General features: G+C 70.0%; 21 protein-coding genes and 1 pseudogene. 11 read left to right on the top strand and 11 right to left on the bottom strand.

All coding sequences use genetic code 11. The annotated features are described in order from the left end of the window. Positions 1–143 precede the first annotated feature (143 nt). On the top strand, positions 144–2,318 hold the full coding sequence (locus tag OG407_RS25895) for a SpoIIE family protein phosphatase (protein WP_405861626.1): 2,175 nt from the start codon (positions 144–146) through the stop codon (positions 2,316–2,318). Here OG407_RS25895 and OG407_RS25900 read toward each other — a convergent pair. Together OG407_RS25900 and OG407_RS25905 are read right to left on the bottom strand one after the other, a co-directional pair. Next, a complete protein-coding gene (locus OG407_RS25900; RefSeq protein WP_405861628.1) occupies positions 2,240–3,334 on the bottom strand; it encodes an AI-2E family transporter in 1,095 nt (364 codons plus the stop codon). The genes OG407_RS25895 and OG407_RS25900 overlap by 79 nt on opposite strands. Positions 3,335–3,407: 73 nt before the next feature. Further along, positions 3,408–4,178 carry an AraC family transcriptional regulator gene (locus OG407_RS25905; protein ID WP_405861630.1) on the bottom strand — a complete coding sequence of 257 codons (771 nt, stop codon included), beginning with the start codon at positions 4,176–4,178 and terminating at the stop codon, positions 3,408–3,410. A gap of 120 nt (positions 4,179–4,298) precedes the next feature. On the opposite strand from OG407_RS25905, the gene OG407_RS25910 reads away from it, so the two are divergent. Further along, entirely contained in the window at positions 4,299–5,450 is a 1,152-nt protein-coding gene (locus tag OG407_RS25910) for an MFS transporter (RefSeq protein ID WP_405868597.1), read from the top strand. A 23-nt stretch (positions 5,451–5,473) separates the two neighbouring features. Here OG407_RS25910 and OG407_RS25915 read toward each other — a convergent pair. From OG407_RS25915 to OG407_RS25925, 3 genes and pseudogenes are all read right to left on the bottom strand, one after another. Then, positions 5,474–5,913, bottom strand: a pseudogene (locus tag OG407_RS25915) (VOC family protein). 220 nt (positions 5,914–6,133) lie between these two features. Then, on the bottom strand, positions 6,134–7,105 hold the full coding sequence (locus OG407_RS25920) for a pirin family protein (protein ID WP_078622785.1): 972 nt from the start codon (positions 7,103–7,105) through the stop codon (positions 6,134–6,136). A gap of 175 nt (positions 7,106–7,280) precedes the next feature. Further along, positions 7,281–7,754, bottom strand: a complete 474-nt coding sequence (locus OG407_RS25925; protein ID WP_019073480.1) for an SseB family protein — start codon at positions 7,752–7,754, stop codon at positions 7,281–7,283. Positions 7,755–7,906: 152 nt separating this feature from the next. Between OG407_RS25925 and OG407_RS25930 the strand changes: the two genes are divergently transcribed. The 3 genes from OG407_RS25930 to OG407_RS25940 all read left to right on the top strand — a co-directional run bounded on the left by OG407_RS25930 (position 7,907) and on the right by OG407_RS25940 (position 11,477). Beyond that, positions 7,907–9,733: an acyl-CoA dehydrogenase gene (locus OG407_RS25930; protein WP_405861632.1), complete on the top strand. Its 1,827-nt coding sequence runs from the start codon at positions 7,907–7,909 to the stop codon at positions 9,731–9,733. A 121-nt stretch (positions 9,734–9,854) separates the two neighbouring features. Further along, a complete protein-coding gene (locus tag OG407_RS25935; protein WP_403589385.1) occupies positions 9,855–11,150 on the top strand; it encodes a M18 family aminopeptidase in 1,296 nt (431 codons plus the stop codon). Positions 11,151–11,237: 87 nt separating this feature from the next. Beyond that, positions 11,238–11,477, top strand: a complete 240-nt coding sequence (locus tag OG407_RS25940; protein WP_405861634.1) for a DUF6458 family protein — start codon at positions 11,238–11,240, stop codon at positions 11,475–11,477. Positions 11,478–11,666: 189 nt separating this feature from the next. Here OG407_RS25940 and OG407_RS25945 read toward each other — a convergent pair whose 3' ends face one another. The 3 genes from OG407_RS25945 to OG407_RS25955 all read right to left on the bottom strand — a co-directional run bounded on the left by OG407_RS25945 (position 11,667) and on the right by OG407_RS25955 (position 14,962). Continuing rightward, complete coding sequence (locus OG407_RS25945) at positions 11,667–13,553, bottom strand: NHL domain-containing thioredoxin family protein (RefSeq protein WP_405861636.1); 1,887 nt, start codon at positions 13,551–13,553, stop codon at positions 11,667–11,669. Between the two features lie 65 nt (positions 13,554–13,618). Then, positions 13,619–14,410: a class I SAM-dependent methyltransferase gene (locus OG407_RS25950; RefSeq protein WP_405861638.1), complete on the bottom strand. Its 792-nt coding sequence runs from the start codon at positions 14,408–14,410 to the stop codon at positions 13,619–13,621. A gap of 285 nt (positions 14,411–14,695) precedes the next feature. Further along, positions 14,696–14,962: an ATP-binding protein gene (locus OG407_RS25955; protein WP_405861640.1), complete on the bottom strand. Its 267-nt coding sequence runs from the start codon at positions 14,960–14,962 to the stop codon at positions 14,696–14,698. Between the two features lie 229 nt (positions 14,963–15,191). Here OG407_RS25955 and OG407_RS25960 point away from each other — a divergent pair, with 229 nt between their 5' ends. Further along, complete coding sequence (locus OG407_RS25960; RefSeq protein WP_405861642.1) at positions 15,192–16,037, top strand: helix-turn-helix domain-containing protein; 846 nt, start codon at positions 15,192–15,194, stop codon at positions 16,035–16,037. A 10-nt stretch (positions 16,038–16,047) separates the two neighbouring features. Beyond that, entirely contained in the window at positions 16,048–16,239 is a 192-nt protein-coding gene (locus OG407_RS25965) for a DUF397 domain-containing protein (RefSeq protein WP_405861644.1), read from the top strand. Here OG407_RS25965 and OG407_RS25970 read toward each other — a convergent pair. Next, the gene (locus tag OG407_RS25970; protein ID WP_405861646.1) at positions 16,224–16,619 is read right to left on the bottom strand and encodes a cupin domain-containing protein; all 396 of its coding nucleotides are present in this window, start codon (positions 16,617–16,619) and stop codon (positions 16,224–16,226) included. The genes OG407_RS25965 and OG407_RS25970 overlap by 16 nt on opposite strands. 52 nt (positions 16,620–16,671) lie before the next feature. Between OG407_RS25970 and OG407_RS25975 the strand changes: the two genes are divergently transcribed. Further along, a complete protein-coding gene (locus OG407_RS25975; RefSeq protein ID WP_405861648.1) occupies positions 16,672–17,679 on the top strand; it encodes a GlxA family transcriptional regulator in 1,008 nt (335 codons plus the stop codon). Further along, positions 17,676–18,167 carry an LURP-one-related family protein gene (locus OG407_RS25980; RefSeq protein WP_327402723.1) on the top strand — a complete coding sequence of 164 codons (492 nt, stop codon included), beginning with the start codon at positions 17,676–17,678 and terminating at the stop codon, positions 18,165–18,167. The genes OG407_RS25975 and OG407_RS25980 overlap by 4 nt, the downstream gene beginning before the upstream one ends. Here the strand turns inward: OG407_RS25980 and OG407_RS25985 are convergent. Together OG407_RS25985 and OG407_RS25990 are read right to left on the bottom strand one after the other, a co-directional pair. After that, entirely contained in the window at positions 18,164–18,481 is a 318-nt protein-coding gene (locus tag OG407_RS25985) for a hypothetical protein (RefSeq protein ID WP_405861650.1), read from the bottom strand. The genes OG407_RS25980 and OG407_RS25985 overlap by 4 nt on opposite strands. Next, the gene (locus OG407_RS25990) at positions 18,478–19,302 is read right to left on the bottom strand and encodes a carbon-nitrogen family hydrolase (RefSeq protein WP_405861652.1); all 825 of its coding nucleotides are present in this window, start codon (positions 19,300–19,302) and stop codon (positions 18,478–18,480) included. Before OG407_RS25990 ends, OG407_RS25985 begins: the two co-directional genes overlap by 4 nt. Positions 19,303–19,481: 179 nt before the next feature. Between OG407_RS25990 and OG407_RS25995 the strand changes: the two genes are divergently transcribed. Both OG407_RS25995 and OG407_RS26000 read left to right on the top strand, forming a co-directional pair. Next, positions 19,482–20,306 carry a maleylpyruvate isomerase family mycothiol-dependent enzyme gene (locus OG407_RS25995; RefSeq protein WP_405861654.1) on the top strand — a complete coding sequence of 275 codons (825 nt, stop codon included), beginning with the start codon at positions 19,482–19,484 and terminating at the stop codon, positions 20,304–20,306. A gap of 68 nt (positions 20,307–20,374) precedes the next feature. After that, positions 20,375–21,190 carry an SAM-dependent methyltransferase gene (locus tag OG407_RS26000; RefSeq protein ID WP_405868599.1) on the top strand — a complete coding sequence of 272 codons (816 nt, stop codon included), beginning with the start codon at positions 20,375–20,377 and terminating at the stop codon, positions 21,188–21,190. Positions 21,191–21,196 lie beyond the last annotated feature (6 nt).

Consider the following 21,196-nt stretch of genomic DNA (forward strand, 5'->3'; position numbering starts at 1 on the left):
GATCGGGGAGTGTTTCACGTGAAACGTCCGGGGCCGGAGCCCGGACGTCCCAAGGGTACCGGCCACCCATAGATCGCCTCCCCACCATTAACTCCGGGCTCCCTCGGTGGCAGGTTTCGATCTCCTCTTCTTAGAGTGGGGCAATGCGCACTGGTGAGCCCCTGCCCGCCGTGGGGGAGGTACTCGCCGCCCTCGCGACCGGCCTGTGGCATTGGGACACCGCTTCGGAGCTGGTCACGGTGGACGCCGAGGCCGCACGGCTGCTCGGGCTACCCCCCGAACAGACCACCCTCACGGAGGCCCAGACACGGGCCCGACTCCACCCCGTGGACTGGAACGAGATCACGGGGGTCGTCGGGCTGGCCGTCGCCGAGGGCACCCTCGCCGAGGTCCGCATCCGGATCATGGACGAGCGGGGCCGGGTGATCCGCGTCGTCCGCAGCCGGTCCAAGCCGTCCTACAACCCCCAGAAGCGGTCGTACGAGCTGATCGGCACCCTCCAGGAGGTCACCGAGCCCACGCCGGGCACACCGGCCGGGCGGACCGCGGTCACCGGTGACTGGCGACGGTCCCGGGAGGCGTTCCTGCTGGACGCGGGCCGGGCGCTGGCGGAGGCGCGGTCCACGGCGGAGGTGCTGCGGGTCGCGGCGGGCCTGTCGATGCCGGGCTTCTCACCGGACGGCCTCGCGGTGTTCGGGGTGTCGGGCGACCGGCTGACGATCGTCGGCCACCACGGGCACCAGCCGGGCGACGAGGACCCGTTCTCGCACATGTCGATGGTGACGGACTACCCGGCCGCCGAGGTCGTACGGACGGGCCGTGCCGTCTATCTGTCCACGCCCGAGCAGTACAAGGAGCGCTACCCGGTCACCTGGCCGCTGGCCCAGCACTTCCATCGGCAGTCCTGGGCGTTCCTGCCGCTGACGGTCGCCGGGCGGACCATGGGCGCCTGGATGGCGGCCTTCACGTACCCCGTCGCCTTCACGCCCGACGAACGCTCCGTCCTCACCACGGTCGCCCGCATGCTCGCCCAGGCCCTCTCCCGCGCCGGTGTCGCCGAGTCCGAGCGCGAACTGACCGACGGCCTCCAGCGCTCCATGCTGCCCACGCTGGGTGTGGAGATCCCGGGCATGAGCGTCGCCGCCCGCTACATCCCGACCGGCGGCGGGCTCCAGGTCGGCGGCGACTGGTACGACATGATCCCCTTGCCCAACGGCAGGATCGCGCTGGTCATCGGTGACGTACAGGGCCATGACGTGCGCGCCGCCGGGCTGATGGGCCAGCTCCGCATCGCCCTGCGCGCCTACGCCTCCGAGGGCCACCGGCCGGACGCGGTGCTCTCCCGCGCCTCCCGCTTCCTGCACGGCATCACCAACGGCGACGCGGAGAAGGCCGACCCGCGCTTCGCGACCTGCCTGTACGTCGAGGCCGACCCGGCGACCGGGGTCCTGGAGATCGCCCGCGCCGGCCATCCCGACCCGGCGATACGCATGGCGGACGGGACGGTGCTGATGCGGCCCACGGCGGGCGGACTGCCGCTCGGCATCGACCCGGACGCCGACTATCCGACGACCACGCTCGCCCTGGAGCCCGGCGAGACCATGCTGATGTGCACCGACGGGCTGATCGAGACCGGCGGCCACGACCTGGAGACGGGCTGGCAGCGCATCCGGACGATCCTGGAGGACCACAGGGGCGACCTGGAGGAACTCGCCGACGCGCTCGTCCAGGCCGTCCACGGACCCTCCTCGCACCACACCACCGGCCCGCTCGCGGACCGCCGCGAGGACGACATAGCCGTACTCCTGCTGTCCCGCGAGGGCGAGGCCTGCGGCTGCGGCGACACGACCACCGTCCCCCCGAAGATCCGCCGTACGGTGCTCACGGTCGCGCAGGCCGAGCCCGAGCGGATCGCGGTGGCCCGGCAGCAGCTGCGCGAACTCCTCCACGACTGGACCGGCGCCGACCAGGTCGACTCGGCGGTCCTGCTCGTCTCCGAGATGCTCACCAACGTCCTCGTCCACACCGACGCCGACGCCCTGCTGACCGCCGAGGTGACCGGCGAGACCGGTGAGCGGCGGATGCGGGTCGAGGTCACGGACGCCGGCGACGACCTCCCGCACAAGCGGCACCCCGGTGAACTGGCGTCCTCCGGGCGGGGGTTGCTCCTCATCGAACTCCTCGCCGAGACCTGGGGCGTGGACCCGAGGGGCGAGGGCAAGAGCATCTGGTTCGAGCTCTACGAGTCCGACGGCGACGGGGACACGGCCGGTGAAGGCCCGGGCGGCGTCTCGGAGTTCGGGTCCTGGGACGCGTAACGCTCCCGCAGTTCGTGGACGACCCCGAAGGCGGCCGCGGTCAACGGCACCGCGAGCAGCATGCCGAGGATTCCGGCCACGGACGCGCCCGCGGTGATCGCGATCATCACCACCGCCGGATGCATCTGCACGGTCCGGCTCTGGATCATCGGCTGGAGCACGTGTCCCTCAAGGACCTGCACCGCGAGGACGACACCGAGGGCCCACAGCCCGATGACGACACCCCGGTCGGCGAGCGCGACCAGCACGGCGACGGCCCCGGAGAGGAACGCGCCGAGGTAGGGGATGTAGGCCCCGACGAAGACGAGCGCGGCCAGGCCGAACGCCCCCGGCACGTCCAGCACGAGCAGCCCGATGCCGATGCAGAGGGCGTCGATGAGGGCGATGACGGTGGTCCCCCGCATGAATCCCTCGACGCCTTCGAAGGCACGGCGGGCCATGGCCTCGACGAGATCGGCGTTGTCGTGCGGGGCGAGCGAGCGCAGGAGCCCGGCGGCGCGGTCGGAGTCCCGCAGGAAGAAGAAGACGAGCAGCAGTGCCAGGACGGCCATGGCGATGGTCTCGCCGACGACACTGACCCCGCTGATGACGTTCGAGGCGGCCGTACCGCCGAACTTGGTGAGCAGTTCCTTGGCGTTGGAGGCGAGGTCGTCCACCGAGGTGCCGGCGGCCCCGAAGTGGTCGGAGAGGGAGTTCCCCGCGTCCTTGAGCGAGGACACGATCTGGTCCCCGGTGTCGATCAGCGCGGCGACGACGATGTACACGGCCCCGCCGACGACGGCGACGACCGCGACACAGGTGATCATCGCGGCCACGGACCGGTTCACGTGCGCCTTCACGAGCCGCCGGTACAGCGGCCCGAGCAGCGCGGTCCCGAGCAGCGCGAGCAGCACGGGCGTCACCGCGGTCTTCAACTCGGCACAGAGCCGGATCCCGACGTAGCCGACCCCGGAGACGAGCAGCAGGACGGCACACCAGGCGGCGAACCGCCGTACGGGAACGGGGAGTAGCTGCACGCTCCCACCCGATCACGCGTCGGGCGGGCGGGCCCGGTGGGACGGGCCGCCCGGGTGACGGCGGGTCAGGTCTTCACCGCTCCCGCCGCGGTCTGTCCATGCCCGCGCGGTAGGTGCCGGGGGTGATGCCCGCCGTCCGGGCGAAGGTCTGGACGAAGGCGCTGGTCGTCGCCCATCCGCAGGCGTGGGCGGTGTCGGTGACGGTGGCGCCCTCGGCGAGCATGACCATCGCGGTGAAGATCCGGACCCGGGTGCGCCACTGGGGGAAGGTCAGGCCGAACTCGTCGCGGTAGAGGCGGGAGAGGGTGCGCTCGCTGGTGTGCACGCGGTCGGCGAGCTGGGCGAGGGTGCAGGGCTCGTGCAGGTCCTCTTCGACGAGGCGGCAGGCGTCGGCCAGCCGTTGGTCACGGGCCGCGGGCAGGGCGACGGGCTCGGTCGTCACGCGGCGCAGCCGGTCGCGCAGCACTGTCTCGATGTGCCGGTTCTCGGTGTGGGTGAGGGTGCTGCCGGCGAGCGCGATGAGCAGTTCGCGCACCAGAGGGTCGACGGCGATGACCGTGGGGCGTTCGGCGTCGAGCAGGGGCGTCCGGCCGCGGGCGGGGAAGCCGATGGTGTGGAAGCGGCTCCGGCCGTGGAAGCGGTGTTCGTGCCAGGTGTTCGCCGGGATCCACACGGCGCGGTCGTCCGAGGCGATCCAGGAGCCGTGTTCCGTGGTGATCGCGAGCACGCCCGAGCTGACGTAGATCAGCTGGTGGTCGTCGTGGCGGTGCCGGGCGATGGTCTCGCCGCCACCGAGGAACCGGGTGGTGGTCGGCGCGACGGGCTCGTGGCGGATCTGCGACATGGATAGGCAGAATACGGGAAGCGCGCCCGGGGTGTTCCCGCCCATCGTGGATACGTGACAGCCATCCAGGAAACAGACACGCCCCGTGCGGCGGGTGGTCCGCCCGGGCACTGGCGCCGGATGCGGATCTGGGCGAGCGCCCACGCCGTGGACGACTTCTACCAGGGTCTCGTACCCGCCGCGGTCCCCTATTTCGTACTGCAACGCGACTTCAGTTACGTACAGGCTTCCGGGCTGGCCCTGGCCGCGACACTCGGCAGCGCGTTGCCGCAGGTGCCGATCGGGCTGCTCGCCGACCGGTTCCGGCTGCGCTGGATGTCGCCGCTGGGGGTGAGCCTGGCGGGTATCGGGGCGGGCCTGTCCGGGCTGACGCCCTCCTACCCGCTGGTCTTCGCGCTCCTGCTGACGGCGGGTGTCGGTATCGCGATGTTCCACCCGCCCGCGGGCCGCGACGCACGCCGCGCCGCCGGGGGCAGCGCCACCGCGATGAGCTACTTCGCCGCGGGCGGCAGCGTCGGCTTCTTCATCGCCCCGGCACTGGTCACACCGGCCCTGGACACCCTCGGGATGAGCGCCACGGCCCTCTTCATCCCACCCGCCGTCCTCATGGGCTTCGTCCTGTTCCGCCACCACAACCGCACATCCGCCACGGCGGTCAGGGCGGTCCAGCGCCAGGGCAAGGACCGGCCGGGCCGGTTCGCGGCCCTGACCGCCGTCGAGATCGTACGGTCCACCATCTCGACGGGACTGAACACCTTCATCTCCCTCTACTGGATCCGCCACCTGGAGGCGAGCAGCGGCCTCGGCGGGCTCGCCCTGACACTCGAACTCGGCGGCGGTGTCGCCGGCACCCTGCTCGGCGGACGGTTGGCGGACCGCATCGGCATGGTGCGCACCGTCCAGATCGGCAACGCGGCGATGCTGCCCGCCCTGTGGCTCATGCTGATCTGCGACGACAAATACGCGGCGCTGCCCCTCGCGCTGCTGGTCGGCCTGATCTCGAACATCCCGTTCGCCGTCCTCATCAAGCTCGGCCAGGACTACCTCCCCAGCCGCCCCGGCACCGCCGCCGGCGTCACCCTCGGCCTCGCGATGAGCGCGGGCGGACTCTTCATGCCCCTGCTGGGCCTCATCGCGACGCACTACGGCCCCCGGGGCGCGCTCGCGGTACTCGCCACGGTGCCGGTGTTGGCGATGCTGCTGTCGGCGTTCTTGCGGGAACCGGTCCCGGAGGAACCGGTGTGCGCGGAGGACACGTCCCTCGCCACGTGACGTGGCGATCAGACGTGTGAGCCTCACCCCAACTGCTCCGCCAGGCCGACGATGATCCCTCCGGCCCGCGGACGTAGCAGAGGAGATAGCTGTCCTCGGACCGGGCGATCCCGCCGAGGAGTTCGGCGCCGTGCGGGCGCAGGCGGGCGACCGTGTCCTCGATGTCGTCGACGGCGAACATGACGCGGTGGGTGCCCAGGATGTTGTGCGGCCGGTCGCGCGGACCGGCGCCGGTCGCCTCGGGGGTGCGGTACTTCGCCAGTTCCAGGCGGCTGTGGCCGTCCGGGGTCCGGACCATCGCGATGTCGCAGTGGACGCCGTCGAGCCCGGTGCACTGGTCCGCGAAGGGGCCCTGGACCTCCCCCCTGCCCTCCAGCTCCATACCGAGTTCCACGAAGAACGCGATGGCGGCGTCCATGTCGTCGACGACGATGCCCACGTTGTCCATGCGTTGAATCGCCATGCTGATCCACTCCCTTTTTCCCGGGGCTTCCCCGCGCCCGGGGCTTCCCCGCGCTACCGCTGATGCCCCTGGGACGGAGCCGGTCGCACGTTCTCGACATGGATCCGAGCACCGACCGACCCGGGAACCAAGCCGACAAGCCCGGCAAGCCCGAAGCCCCGTCCAGACCTGGACGGGGCTTCGGGTACTTCTGCTCCGGTTACTTCCGCTCCGGTGCGGCTTACAGGCCGCCCTCACCCATCCCGTGCACGGCCGGGATCGTCCCCAGCCGGCCCTTCTGGAAGTCCTCGAACGCCTGCTGGAGCTCCTCGCGGGTGTTCATGACGAACGGGCCGTAGTGCGCCATCGGCTCGCGGATCGGCTGGCCGCCGAGGATCGCGACCTCCAGGTCCGGGGTGTTCCCGTCCTGCTGCTCGTCCGCGCGGACCGTCAGGGACGAACCCGCGCCGAAGACCGCGGTCTGGCCCATGTGGATCGCGCGCCGCTCCGCACCGACCGAGCCCTTGCCCGCCAGGACGTACGCGACACCGTTGAAGTCCTCGCGCCAGGGCAGCGTGACCTCCGCACCCGGGGCCACCGTCGCGTGGATCATCGTGATGGGCGTGTGCGTGATGCCGGGACCCTGGTGGCCGTCCAGCTCACCGGCGATGACGCGCAGGAGCGCGCCGCCGTCGGGGGTGGTGAGCAGCTGGACCTGGCCGCCGCGGATGTCCTGGTAGCGCGGGGGCATCATCTTGTCCTTGGCCGGGAGGTTCACCCACAGCTGCAGGCCGTGGAAGAGCCCGCCGGACACGACGAGCGACTCCGGCGGCGCCTCGATGTGCAGCAGGCCCGCGCCCGCCGTCATCCACTGGGTGTCGCCGTTGGTGATGGTGCCGCCGCCGCCGTTGGAGTCCTGGTGGTCGAAGACGCCGTCGATGATGTAGGTGACGGTCTCGAAGCCGCGGTGCGGGTGCCACGGGGTGCCCTTGGGCTCGCCCGGCGCGTACTCCACCTCGCCCATCTGGTCCATCATGATGAACGGGTCGAGGTGGCGGTAGTTGATCCCGGCGAACGCGCGGCGCACCGGGAAGCCCTCACCCTCGAAACCGCTGGGCGCGGTCGAGACGGCGAGCACGGGACGTGCCACGGCGTCGGCCGGCGCGGCCACGCGGGGCAGGGTCAGCGGGTTCTCTACGGTCACTGCAGGCATGTCGGGACCTCCTTGTGCGTCGAGTTTAGTTGAGCGTTGAACTTTCTGCTACCCCACAACAGAAGAAGCCCGGAGGGCATTCCCTCCGGGCGTTCCGTGTGACGGGGTGATGGGGGCGACGGGGCGATGGACGTCAGCCGTACATCGTGAGCGCTCAGCCGCACACCATGAGTGCTCAGCCGTACATCCTGCGCATCGCGAACTCCACCATCTGCTCGACCGCCTTCGCGTCGAACACCATCCGGTGCTCGCCCTCCATGTCGACGACGAAGCCGTAGCCCGTCGGCAGCAGGTCGATGACCTCGGCGCCGGTGATCACGAAGTACTTGGACTCCTTGCCGGCATAGCGGCGCAGTTCCTTGAGCGAGGTGAACATCGGGATCACCGGCTGCTGGGTGTTGTGGAGGGCGAGGAAGCCCGGGTTGTCGCCGCGCGGGCAGTACACCTTGGAGGTCGCGAAGACCTGCTGGAAGTCCTCGGCCGCCATCTGCCCGGTGGTGAACGCGCGCACCGCGTCCGCGAGCGAGGGCGGGGACGGCTCGGGGTAGAGCGGCGGCTGCTGGCCGTAGCCGCCCACGCCGCCGGCCATCTGCTGCTGGGGCGGGACGTACCCCTGCTGAGCGCCCACGTTCTGGTCGTAGCCGTACATGCCCGCAAGAGTAACGAGTCACAGATGGACGGCTTGGGGTTGCGTCTTATTACCGACGGGTAGCATCATCGTAGCTACTGCTTAGTACACGTCTCGTCGTACCAGTCTCGACGTACATATCTCTCTACGGATCTTTCTACGGAGTCGTCGCCATGGGGCACTACAAGTCGAATCTCCGCGACATCGAGTTCAACCTCTTCGAGGTCCTCGGGCGCGACAAGCTGTACGGAACCGGTCCGTTCGCGGAGATGGACACGGACACCGCGAAGAGCGTCCTGGCGGAGCTGACCCGGCTCGCGGAGAACGAGCTGGCGGAGTCCTTCGCCGACGCCGACCGCAACCCGCCGGTCTTCGACCCGGAGACGAACACCGCGCCGGTGCCCGCCTCCTTCAAGAAGAGCTACAAAGCCTTCATGGAGTCGGAGTACTGGCGGCTGGGGCTGCCCGAGGCCATCGGCGGTACGACGGCTCCGCCCTCCCTGATCTGGTCGTACGCGGAGCTGATCCTCGGCGCGAACCCGGCCGTGTGGATGTACTGCTCCGGGCCGGCCTTCGCCGGGATCCTCTACGACGAGGGCAACGACGTACAGAAGAAGATCGCGCAGCTCGCGGTGGAGCGGACCTGGGGGTCCACCATGGTGCTGACCGAGCCCGACGCCGGTTCGGATGTCGGCGCGGGGCGGACCAAGGCCGTCCAGCAGGACGACGGCTCCTGGCACATCGAGGGCGTCAAGCGCTTCATCACGTCCGGTGAGCACGACATGGAGGAGAACATCCTTCACTACGTGCTGGCTCGGCCGGAGGGCCACGGCCCCGGCACCAAGGGGCTCTCCCTCTTCCTCGTGCCGAAGTTCCTCTTCGACGTCGAGACCGGCGAGCTGGGCGAGCGCAACGGCGTCTACGCCACGAACGTCGAGCACAAGATGGGCCTCAAGGCGTCCAACACCTGCGAGATGACCTTCGGCGACCGGCACCCCGCCAAGGGCTGGCTGATCGGCGACAAGCACGACGGCATCCGGCAGATGTTCCGCATTATTGAGTTCGCTCGCATGATGGTCGGTACGAAGGCCATCTCGACGCTGTCGACCGGGTACCTCAACGCCCTTGAGTACGCCAAGGAGCGCGTCCAGGGTCCCGACCTCGCGGCCTTCGGCGACAAGGCCGCGCCCAAGGTCACCATCACGCACCACCCGGACGTGCGCCGCTCGCTGATGACGCAGAAGGCGTACGCCGAGGGCATGCGCGCCCTGGTGCTGTACACCGCGTCGATCCAGGACGCGATCGCCGTCAAGGAGGCCGAGGGCGAGGACACGTCCACCGAGCACGCGCTCAACGACCTCCTCCTGCCGATCGTCAAGGGCTACGGCTCCGAGAAGGGCTACGAGCAGCTCGCGCAGTCGCTGCAGACCTTCGGCGGCTCCGGGTTCCTCCAGGAGTACCCGATCGAGCAGTACATCCGGGACGCCAAGATCGACACCCTGTACGAGGGCACCACCGCGATCCAGGGCCAGGACTTCTTCTTCCGGAAGATCGTCCGCAACCAGGGCGCGGCCCTCAACTCCCTCGCCGAGGACATCAAGAAGTTCCTCGCGCTGGGCACGGGCGGCGAGGACCTGGCGGGCGCCCGCGAGCACCTCGCCAAGGCGGCCGTCGAGCTGGAGGCCATCGTCGGCCTGATGCTCACCGACCTCGCGGCGACCGAGCAGGACGTCAAGAACATCTACAAGGTGGGCCTCAACACCACCCGCCTGCTGCTCGCCTCCGGCGACGTCGTCGTCGGCTACCTGCTCCTCAAGGGCGCGGCGATCGCCACCGAGAAGCTGGAGACGGCCTCCGCGAAGGACAAGCCCTTCTACACGGGCAAGATCGCGGCTGCGAAGTTCTTCGCGGCCAACGTTCTGCCGGGCCTCACCCTGGCCCGCAAGGTCGCCGAGGGCGTAGAACTGGACCTGATGGAGCTGGACGAGGCAGCCTTCTAGGCGACCGCGGAACACGTTCCAGGACAACACCGGTACAGCTTCGCGAATCCCCACATCGCCCTTGTGAGGGCCCGCTCCCGACGCCGGGGGCGGGCCCTCGTACGTCGTTAAGGTGAATCCCATGAGCGAACCATCCCGCTTCGACCGCGGCCACACCGACGACCTGTTGACCTTCCTGGCGGCGAGTCCCACGCCGTACCACGCCGTGGCGAACACCGCCGAGCGGCTGGAGAAGGCAGGCTTCAGGCAGGTCGCCGAGACGGACGCCTGGGACGGCACGAGCGGCGGCAAGTACGTGCTGCGCGGTGGCGCGATCGTGGCCTGGTTCGTCCCCGAAGGTGCGGCCCCCCACACCCCCTTCCGCATCGTCGGCGCGCACACCGACTCCCCGAACCTGCGGGTCAAGCCGCGTCCCGACACCGGCGCGCACGGCTTCCGCCAGGTCGCCGTCGAGATCTACGGCGGACCGCTGCTCAACTCCTGGCTCGACCGGGATCTCGGCCTGGCCGGCCGGCTGACCCTTCGGGACGGTTCGACCCGCCTGGTGAACGTGGACCGGCCGCTGCTCAGGGTGCCCCAACTCGCCATCCACCTGGACCGTTCCGTGTCGGCGGACGGGCTCAAGCTGGACAAGCAGCGGCACCTCCAGCCGATCTGGGGCCTCGGCGACGACGTCCACGACGGCGACCTGATCGCCTTCCTGGAGGAGGAGTCGGGGCTCGCGCCGGGCGAGGTCACCGGCTGGGACCTGATGACGCACTCCGTGGAGGCACCCGCCTACCTGGGCCGCGACCAGGACCTGGTGGCCGGTCCGCGCATGGACAACCTGCTGTCGCTGCACGCCGGCGTGGCCGCGCTCGCCTCCGCCGCCGCCCGCGAGGACCTGCCGTACATCCCCGTGCTCGCCGGTTTCGACCACGAGGAGAACGGCTCGCAGTCCGACACGGGCGCGGACGGGCCGCTGCTCGGCGGGGTACTTGAGCGCTCGGTGTTCGCGCGCGGCGGGTCGTACGAGGACCGGGCGCGGGCCTTCGCCGGGACCGTCTGCCTGTCCTCCGACACCGGTCACGCGGTGCACCCGAACTACGCGGAGCGGCACGACCCGACGCACCACCCGCGGGTCAACGGCGGACCGATCCTCAAGGTCAACGTCAACAACCGCTACGCCACGGACGGTTCGGGCCGCGCGGTGTTCGCCGCCGCCTGTGAGAAGGCCGGCGTGCCCTTCCAGACCTTCGTCTCCAACAACTCCATGCCCTGCGGCACGACGATCGGCCCGATCACCGCGGCCCGGCACGGCATCAAGACCGTCGACATCGGCGTGGCGATCCTCTCGATGCACAGCGCCCGCGAACTCTGCGGCGACCGCGACCCGTTCCTGCTGGCCAACGCGCTGACGGCGTTCCTGGAGGGTTAGCCAACTCCCGCCTGGCGCATGGGTGTTGCCTTCCCGGGTACCCGGAGGCGGACCGGGCCGACCGGACCGGACAGGGAGGCAACACTCATGGGCCTGGGCGGATGCATCATCCTCATCGCCGTCGGCGCGATCCTCACGTTCGCGACCGACTGGCACATGCAGGGGGTCAATCTCGACCTGGTCGGCGTCATCCTCATGGTCGTCGGGCTGATCGGGGTCGTGACGTTCAGCAGCATGGCCCGGCGCCGACGCGTGGTGATACCGGGTCGGACGACCGTCGTCGAGGACGACGAGACGCGCGGCTACCGCGGTGGCTACGGCGGCTGAGCCCCGCCCAACCGGATCCTTCGGCGGTGGATACGTGGGCGTACCCCGCACTCGGACCGAATCGCCCGCACAGGACATACACAGCCAACCGTGAGCAATCCGTGACGCGGTACGCATGGTGCGGTTGTGTGAACCTCGTGAAGACTTCGTGCAGTTGAGGGCCCGGGGAGAGGCAGCCCCGGGCCCTTCTCAGGCGTCCCGGTCGTCCATGCCGGCCAGCACGAGGGGGAGCCGGTCCGCCCCGCCCTCGGTGAGGCGGACCGGGACGCCCCAGTCCTGCTGGTGGACATGGCAGGCGGGGTACTCGTTGGCCGGGTCGTCATCGCAGGAGGCGGCCATCGCGGACACGTGCAACACGCCTTCCGGTACGGCCGGGTTGAGGGCCAGGGTGCGGTTCAGGTCCGTGCCCGCACCCTCACCGCCGACGAGCAGCTCGGGCGGGGTCGCGGAGACGAGCAGCCGGGTCGAGGGGCCGTAGCGGGTGTCGAGCTTCTGCCCGGCCGGGGCCTGGAAGATGACGTCCAACTTCAGCTCGCCGGGGGCGACTTCGGTGGCCGCGCGCCGGGTGCGATGGGCGACGGACTCGACCCGCACGGCCTCCTCCGGCAGGCGCAGCCGGGTCAGCCGGTGCCGGGCCGACTCGACGACCAGGATCTCGTCACCGACGAGCACGGCGTCGCTCGGCTCCCTCAAGTCCGTGGCCAGCGTGGTGACTTCGCCGGTCGCGGGGTCGTAGCGGCGCAGGGCGTGGTTGTACGTGTCGCTGATCGCGACCGAGCCGTCCGGGAGCGCGGTGACGCCCAACGGGTGCTGGAGCAGCGCCTGTTCGGCCGGTCCGTCACGATGCCCGAAGTCGAAGAGACCGGTGCCGACGGCGGTGTGGACAGCCCCGTCGAGGTCCACCCAGCGCAGGGCAGACGTCTCGGAGTCGGCCAGCCACAGCCGGTCGGCGGTCGCGGCGAGTCCGGAGGGCTGGGCGAACCAGGCCTCGGGGCCGGGTCCGTCGACGAGCCCTTCGTTGGTGGTACCGGCGGTGACGGCGACGGTGGCTTCGGCGGGGTGGGTGGGGCCGGCGGAGTGGGTGGGGCCGGTGGAGCCTGCGGCGGGGTCGTACGCCCAGAGTTGATGCACGCCGGCCATGGCGATCCACACCTTGCCCTGCCACCGGGCCACGTCCCAGGGGGAGGAGAGGCTGACCTCGCGGGCGGGGCCCGAGGTGGGCTCGCCCTGCATCCACTGACGGCCGGTGCCCGCGAGGGTGGTGACGGCGCCGGTGGTGAGGTCGATCCGCCGTAGCGCGTGGTTCACGGTGTCGGCGACGACGACGGAGCCGTCGTCGAGGAGGGCGAGGCCCTGGGGTTCGTTGAAGGTGGCGGAGTCGGCCGGACCGTCGTGCAGGCCGCGCGCGCCGGAACCGATCCGCCGTACGACCGTCTCCCCGTCCGCGGCCAGCTCGACGAGTTGGTGCCGGGTGGTGTCGCTGACCAGGAAGGTGCCGGACGGCAGGGCCAGCGCCTTGCCCGGGAAGCGCAGCACCGTCGGCTCCGGTTCCGGCGCCACGTACGGGCCGTCGCCGCGCCGGAGGGTGCCCTTCGCGGCGTGCTCGGTCTCCAACTCCTCCACCAGCCGCTCGATGGCGTGCGCGTGCCCCTCGCCCGCGTGCTGCGCGACGACGTAGCCCTCCGGGTCGATCACGACGAGCGTCGGCCACGCGCGCACGGCGTACTGCTTCCAGGTCGCCAACTCCGGGTCGTCCAGCACCGGATGCTCGACGCCGTACCGCTCGACCGCGTCCACGACCGCCTGGTGCTCGGCCTCGTGCACGAACTTCGGCGAGTGCACGCCGATGATCACGACCGTGTCCCGGTGCTTCTCCTCCAGCTCACGGAGTTCGTCCAGGACGTGCAGGCAGTTGATGCAGCAGAAGGTCCAGAAGTCCAGGATGACGATGCGTCCCCGCAGGTCAGTAAGGGTGTACTGCTTCTCGCCCGTGTTCAGCCAGCCGCCCTTGCCGGTGAGCTGGGGGGCGCGGACGCGGGCTCGTCGGGGAGCGGGTGCCGGGGATGCGTCGGTCATGGATCAAGGGTGCCACCGCCGGCTCGCCCTACGACACGGCCGTCGCGGCCGGCTCCGCGGCCGGGTCAGCCCGGCTTGACCGCCAGCGTCGCGAAATAGTGCGACATGTATTGAGCGGACGCGTCGGACTGGTGCGGCGCTTCCGCGAAGGCGGTGAGGACGAACCCCGCGGCGAGTTGCCCGCCGATCTGGCCGGTGAGGGTGTGGCTGTATTCAAGAGCGGCATCCGCGCCGAACTTCGTGACGCGCTCCTCGGCGGAGTACTGCGTGACATCGCTGTAAGGCAGCTTGTGCACGACGATCAGCTCGCCGCGCTCGTCGAGCGCCTCGTGGTCGAACAAGTACACATCAGGGTTGAGGAAGCCCACGAGCAGAGTTCCGCCCGGTCGCAGGACGCGGAAGCACTCGCGCCACACCGGTGCCAGGTCCGGTACGAACAGGTTGGAGACCGGATGGAACACGACGTCGAATGTCGCGTCGCCGAAGGCGCCGAGGTCGCGCATGTCGCCCAGGACGGTGCGCAGTTCGAGTCCGTCGCGCACGGCCACCATCTGGTCCTGGCCGAGTTGGCGGGGTGAGTTGTCGAATACGGTGACCCTCGCGCCCGCGGCGGCGAGGATCGGACCCTGCTGGCCGCCGCCGGAGGCCAGGCACAACACGTCCTTGCCGGTCAGGTCCGCCGGCAGCCAGGAGCGGTCGACCGGCTCATGCCCGACGAGAACGATCGACCAGTCACCCCTGCGGGCGCGCTCGACGTCCTCAGCACTCACCGGCCTCGACCACTCGTTGCCCTCTTGGACGTACTTGTCCCAGGCTGCCCGATTGTGGGCAACGGGGTCGACACCACTGTCCTGCACGTTCAACTCCCTGCCACTGCCGAGCGGACACCTGCGGTACTGAGAGTCCGGTGCCGCCAGCCAACACGATTGCGGAGTGCGGGCTCAACGGAATTAGCGGGCAGAACGCAAGCGTCGCCGGTCGGGAGGCCACGGCCGGCCAGCTCTGCGGGCAGGTCGAACCACACCCCCTTGCCCTCCGGGTGCGGTTGCCCGCCGTACGGGATGTCCGGGCCGTGACCCCAGCAGCCTTCGGTGAGGGCGTCCACCAAATACAAGCCCCTGCCACCGCCTCGCTCACCCGGTTCAGCCGTCAACTCCCTTATCACCGGCGGGTTCTCGTCCCCGTCGTACACCACGACCCGCAACCGCCCCTCCTCCACCGCCAGCCACAGCACCGTCACCGCCCTTAGCGTGCACGCAGGCGTTGGTGACGAGTTCCGAGGTGCAGAGGATCGCGTCGTCGACCAGGGCGCGGTCCAGCTCCAGCGTGCGCAGAACGGTGGCGACGAAGTCGCGGGCGATGTGCGGAGAGGTGTCGAGGGGTGGACAGATGAGGGTGTACGAGGGCATGGGACATCAACTCCGTTGAGATGAGGGGGGTTTGTGCGCGCCTGGGCTCGTTGCTGTCCGGCGCCCCGGTGTCGACGGCCGGGGTGGCGCTTCCAACGGGCGGTGGGCGTGCGGGAGTTGCGGATGGGTGACCGTATTGGCACCCTCCGTGAGGTACGTTACGACCATAGCGACTCAGCCTGATACGCATCAACCGTTCCAGGAAAGTACGACGAACGAGGAGACCTCCATGCCGCCGAGGGCGAACCCCACCGCACGCCAAGGGCGACTCGGCACTGAACTACGCAAGCTGCGCGAGGCGACGGGCATTGAGTCGCGGGACGCCGCCGCTTTCCTCGGCGTGAACCAGACCCAGATCAGCCACATCGAATCCGGCCGGTTCGGAATCGGCGAGCAGCGGCTGCGCGGACTTGCCAGGTTCTACAAATGCGACGACGGCCAACTCATCGACGCATTGGTCGAGATGGCGGCGCCGCGGTCCAAGGGCTGGTGGGAGGAGTACCGCGGCGTGCTGCCGCCCAAGGCGCTCGACCTCGCCGAGTTGGAGCACCACGCCTTGTACGTCCGCGTGTTCCACATGGTGCACATCCCGGGAGTTCTACAGACCGAGGAACATGTACGCGCAGTCTCGATGTTCGCCGCGCCGAGCCTCACGGAGGAAGAGTGCGAGACCCGTGTCGCGTTCCGGATGCGCCGTCAGCAGGTCATCGCTTTGGGGACGCCCTACGACGTGATCGTCCACGAAGCCGCACTACGGATGCGTGTGGGTGGCTCCAAGGTAGCCCGCGCCCAACTCGACCACCTTCTTGAGGCATCCGACTGGAAGTCGGTCACTCTTCGGGTCATCCCGTTCGCGGCCGAGGGGTTCGCGGGGGCGGAATTTTCCATGCAGTACGTTGGCGGCGCCATTCCCCAACTCGACACCGTGCAGATCGACGCGCCCCATGGCGCCGAGTTCATCGATGCCCCAGTGCGGCTGAGCCGCTACCGAACCTGGGGCGAGAACATCGACAAGGCAGCTCTCCCGCAGGAGGCTTCCCTCGACCTCATCCGCCGTATCGCCCAGGAATTCTGAAGGAACACCCGTGCCCCAAGCCCTCCACTGGCAGAAGTCGTCGTACTCCGGAGGAAACGTCGAAACCAGCTGTCTGGAGATAGCCACCACCCCCACCACTCTGCACCTCCGTGAGAGTGACACCCCGGGCACGATCCTCTCGCCCGCCCGCACAGCCCTGAACGCACTACTGACCTCAGTAAAGGGTCAGTTCAGGGTGTGACCCGTCGTCGCGTCCACGTGGGCCGGGATCTCCTCGTGGTGGTCGCCGACCGTGAGGGTGCCGGTCGGTTCGAGGACGAGGATCTCGGACGGGACGGGGGCGTAGGGCTTGTGCTCCGTGCCGCGCGGGACCGTGAAGACGGAGCCCTTGGGGAGGACGACCGTGCGCTCGCCCGCTGACTCCCTTAGGGCGATGTGCAGTTCGCCGTCCAGGACCAGGAAGAACTCGTCGGTGTGGTCGTGGGTGTGCCAGAGATGTTCGCCCTCGACCTTGGCGACGCGGACGTCGTAGTCGTTGACGGTGGTGACGATGCGAGGGCTCCAGCGGTCGGTGAAAGAGGCCAGGGCGGCGGGGAGGGAGACGGGCTCCGTGGTGGTCATGGAGTCATCGTCGGGGGTGGCCGGGCAGCCCCACGAGTGCTAGGAATCGCACATGCCGCAAGGATCCTCTCAGCGCCCGCACCACCCTCATCGGGTCGCCGTGATCGTCGACGAGGGCACCAATCCCTTCGAGGTCGGCGTCGCCACCGAGCTGTTCGGGCTGCCGCGGCCCGAACTCGGGCTGCCCGGGCCGCTGTACGAGGTGCTGGTGTGCACGCCCACGCGCGAGGTGCGGATGAACCACGGCTTCTTTACGGTGACCGGTACGCATGGTCTCGACGCGGTGGACACGGCGGACACCCTCGTCGTACCGGGCCGGCCCGACAACGTCGTACCGCGCGGGGCCGCCGTTCTCGACGCCATTCGGCGCACCCACGCGCGCGGGGCGCGTGTCATGAGCCTGTGCACCGGGAGCTTCGCGCTCGCCGAGGCCGGGTTGCTCGACGGGCGCCGGGCGACCACCCACTGGATGTGGGCCGACCGTTTCCGCGCCCTGCACCCGCGCGTGCGGCTCGAACCGGACGTCCTCTTCGTGGACGACGGGGACATCCTCACCGCCTCCGGGAGTGCCGCCGCGCTCGACCTGGGGCTGCATGTCGTACGGCGGGACCATGGCGCCGAGATCGCCAACGCGGTGTCCAGGAGACTGGTCTTCGCTGCCCACCGGGACGGCGGGCAACGGCAGTTCGTGGAGCGGCCGTTGCCCGATGTGCCCGACGAGTCGCTCGCCCCGCTGCTCGCGTGGGCGCAGGGACGGCTGGGCGAGCCGTTGACGGTGGCCGAGCTGGCCACCCGTGCGGCCGTCTCCCCCGCGACCCTGCACCGGCGCTTCCGTTCGCAGCTCGGGACGACGCCGCTCGCCTGGCTGACCGGGGAGCGTGTGGCACTGGCATGCAGGCTGATCGAGCGCGGGGAGGAACGGCTCGACGTGGTCGCGGCGAGGTGCGGTCTGGGCACCGGGGCGAACCTGCGGGTACGGCTGCGGAAGGAGACCGGATTGAGCCCGTCGGCCTATCGTCGGCGTTTCGGACCGGCTGCCGGGGAAGCCGTAATGTCATGAGATTCCTCGTACGCGATCGGATCCTCGGCTTCGGTGAGGATTACTGGATCGAGGACCAGAACGGCAACAAGGTGTTCCTGGTCGACGGCAAGGCCATGCGCATCCGGGACACCTTCGAGCTGAAGGACACGCACGGGCGCGTGCTCATCGACATCCACAAGAAGATGCTCGCCCTGCGCGACACGATGGTCATCGAACGGGACGGTGAGCCCCTGGCGACCATCAGACACAAACGGTTCTCCCTGCTGCGCAACCACTACAAGGTGTCCCTGGTCGACGGCACCGAACTCGACGTCAGCGGCAAGATCCTCGACCGCGAGTTCGGCGTCGACTACGACGGTGAGCTGCTCGCGCAGATCTCCCGGCGCTGGCTGCACATCCGGGAGACCTACGGCGTCGACATCGTCCGCGAGGACGCGGACGCGGCGCTGCTGATCGCGGTGGCGGTCTGCGTGATCCACCTGGCGGAGAAGGAGCGGGAGGACTAGGACCCTTCGGGGTCGGCGGCCGTACGGGCACGAGCGCGTGCCCGGCGGCGCTCCCTCAGGCGGTCCCCGAAGTAGCCGCCCACGACGAACAGCGCGCCGAAAACCGCGCTGGCCGTCCAGCTGGGAGGGGCGTCGGCCACCCGGCCCACGAGCCAGACGAACACCGTCACGGGGCCCCACTCGACGAGCACGGTGGCCAGTACGGTGCGGGGACGGGCGGCCGACCGGGAGTCGCGTGGCGCGGTGTCGTAGCGGTCCCGGGCCAGGAAGGCGCGTCCGAGTGCGGCCGGGGTCCGCCCGGTTCTGCCGCTCACCGCGTGCGGCGCGGACGCTCCAGCCCCAGTACCCGGTCCTTCAGCGCCGGGAACTGTTCCCGGGTCACCGACACCTTCGCGGGGTCGAAGTCCACCGTGAGGATCTCCTCGCCCGCGCCCGCCTCCGCGAGGACCTCGCCCCAGGGGTCGACCACGATCGAGTGACCGGCCTGGGGAACTCCGGCGTGGGTGCCGGCCGTTCCGCATGCGAGGACGAAGGACTGGTTCTCGACCGCGCGGGCCTGTGCCAGCAGGGTCCAGTGGGAGCGGCGGCGTTCGGGCCAGCCCGCGGGGAGGACGAGGGTCTCGGCGCCGGCGTCGACGAGACCGCGGAAGAGTTCGGGGAAACGGAGGTCGTAGCAGGTGGCAAGACCGATGACCGTCTCGGGCAGACGGACCGTCACCAGCTCGCTGCCCGCGCCCATCAGCACGGCCTCGCCCTTGTCGAAGCCGAAGCGGTGGATCTTGCGGTAGGCGGCGGCCAGTTCACCGGAGGGGGAGAAGACGAGGGACGTGTTGTAGAGGGGGCCGTTCCCCGCGGCGGAGCCGCCGTCAGACGCAGCCCGTTCGGGGATCGAGCCCGCGTGCAGCCACACGCCCGCGTCGCTCGCCGCCTTGGCCATCGCCTCGTAGGTCGGGCCTTCCAACGGCTCCGCCTCCTCGGCGAACCGCTCGTAGGCGAACGCACCCGTCGTCCACAGCTCCGGCAGGACGACGAGGTCGGCACCGGCCTGCTCGCGGACGAGGGACGCCATCCGAACCCGACGAGATTCGACCGATTCGCCCTCTTCTACGGCGATCTGGATGAGGGAGGCGCGCACACTACCACCGTCCTGGCATTCGAGCCGTTGACACGGGCCTACGATCGTCACACGAAAGCACTGCCGGGGTGCCTCACAGCAGCGTAACTTAGCGTTCCAAGACACCCGCCGACAGCCACCTCCCGCTGGCAACGCCGCCCGCCACCCGACCTGTACCGACCGCCGAGGGGTCCCGTTCCGTGAGTCTGCATCCCACCCTCCAGCCCTACGCCGACGCCTGGACCCACTCCATCGACGCGATATCCGAGCTGGTCACCCCGCTCGTGGAGGGAGAGTGGAACCGGCGAACGCCGTGCCCGGGCTGGTCGGTGCGTGACGTGGTCTCCCATGTCATCGGGCTGGACAACGAGATGCTCGGCGACCCCCGTCCCATCCACACCCTCCCGCGCGACCTCTACCACGTCACCAACGAGCACCAGCGCTACATGGAGATGCAGGTCGACGTACGCCGCCACCACACGGCGCCGGAGATGACGTCGGAGCTGGAGTACACGATCATCCGCCGCAACCGGCAGCTGCGGAACGAGTCGCGAGAACCCGACCGGAGGGTGCGCGGCCATGTCAGCACCGAGGTCACGCTCGAAGAGTCCATGCGCACCCACGCGTTCAACATCTGGGTGCACGAGCAGGACCTGCGCGCCGCCCTCGGCCGCCCCGGCAACCTGGACTCCCCCGGCGCGCACATCGCCCGTGACGTGCTCCTCGCCGCGCTTCCGAAGGTCGTCGCCGACGACTCGGGCGCCCCGCGCAGTTCCGCGGTCGTCTTCGACGTGCACGGCCCGATCGAGTTCCTCCGTACGATCCGCGTCGACATCCAGGGCCGCGGCACCCTCGAAACCGCCCCCGCGCTCGGCCCCGCCGCGACCCTGATCCTCGACTGGGAGACGTACGTCCGGCTCGCCTGCGGGCGGGTCACCGTCGACTCGGTGTCGGACAAGGTCAAGGCGGACGGCGATCCGGAGCTGTCGGCGTCGATACTGCGGAACTTCACCGTCACCAAGTAGCAGCGGCAGCGCGTTAATTCGTTGTCGCCGGCCGACCGTCTGTGGCTAGCCTCCGCCGCATGTCTGACGTGACGTCCGAAACCGAGAAGCCCCAGAACACCCAGAACACCCGGAAGACCCAGCCTGACGACGGGCCTCCCCGGCTCACCCGGCTCGCCTTTCACAACCCGCTCTCCGAGGCGCGTGCCGCCGGGATCGTGCGGCGACTGGCCGGTGCGGGGCCGCGCACGGTGCTCGACCTCGGCTGCGGCTGGGGCGAGTTGATGCTCCGGGTCCTGACCGCCGTACCGGAGGCGCGGGGGGTCGGGGTCGATGTGAACGCGCGGGATCTCGACCGTGGGCGGCGCGATGCCGAGGCGCGGGGGCTCGCCGAGCGGGTCGAGTTCGTCGAGGAGTCGGCCGTGGGGACGGGGCGCGGGCCCGCCGATCTCGTGCTGTGTCTGGGCGCGAGCCAGGCCCTCAGCGCCGCGGAGCCGCCCCGGCACACCGTCGAAGCCCTGCGGGAGTTGCGGCGGCTCGTCGACGACGGGGGACGTGTGCTGTTGGGCGAGGGCTTCTGGCAACGTCCGCCTACGACGGCCGAGTTGGCCGGCATGTGGCCGGAGGCTCGTGCCGACGAGCACTACGACCTGGCGACGCTCGTCGATCTCGCGGTGGCGGCCGGGTTCCGTCCCGAGTGGACCGAGACGGCGAACGCGGACGAGTGGGAGGAGTTCGAGTCGGCGTACCAGGCGGACGCGGAGGTGTGGCTCGCCGGGCACGGTGACCATCCGCTTGCCGCCGCGACCCGCGAGCGCCTCGACCGGCACCGGGCCCAATGGATGAGCTACCGGGGCGTGTTGGGGATCGCCTACCTCACGCTGGTACCCGTCGTACCGGCGTAAGAAAGT

The sequence above is a fragment of the Streptomyces sp. NBC_01515 genome (genome assembly GCF_045040345.1).
GTDB lineage: Bacteria > Actinomycetota > Actinomycetes > Streptomycetales > Streptomycetaceae > Streptomyces.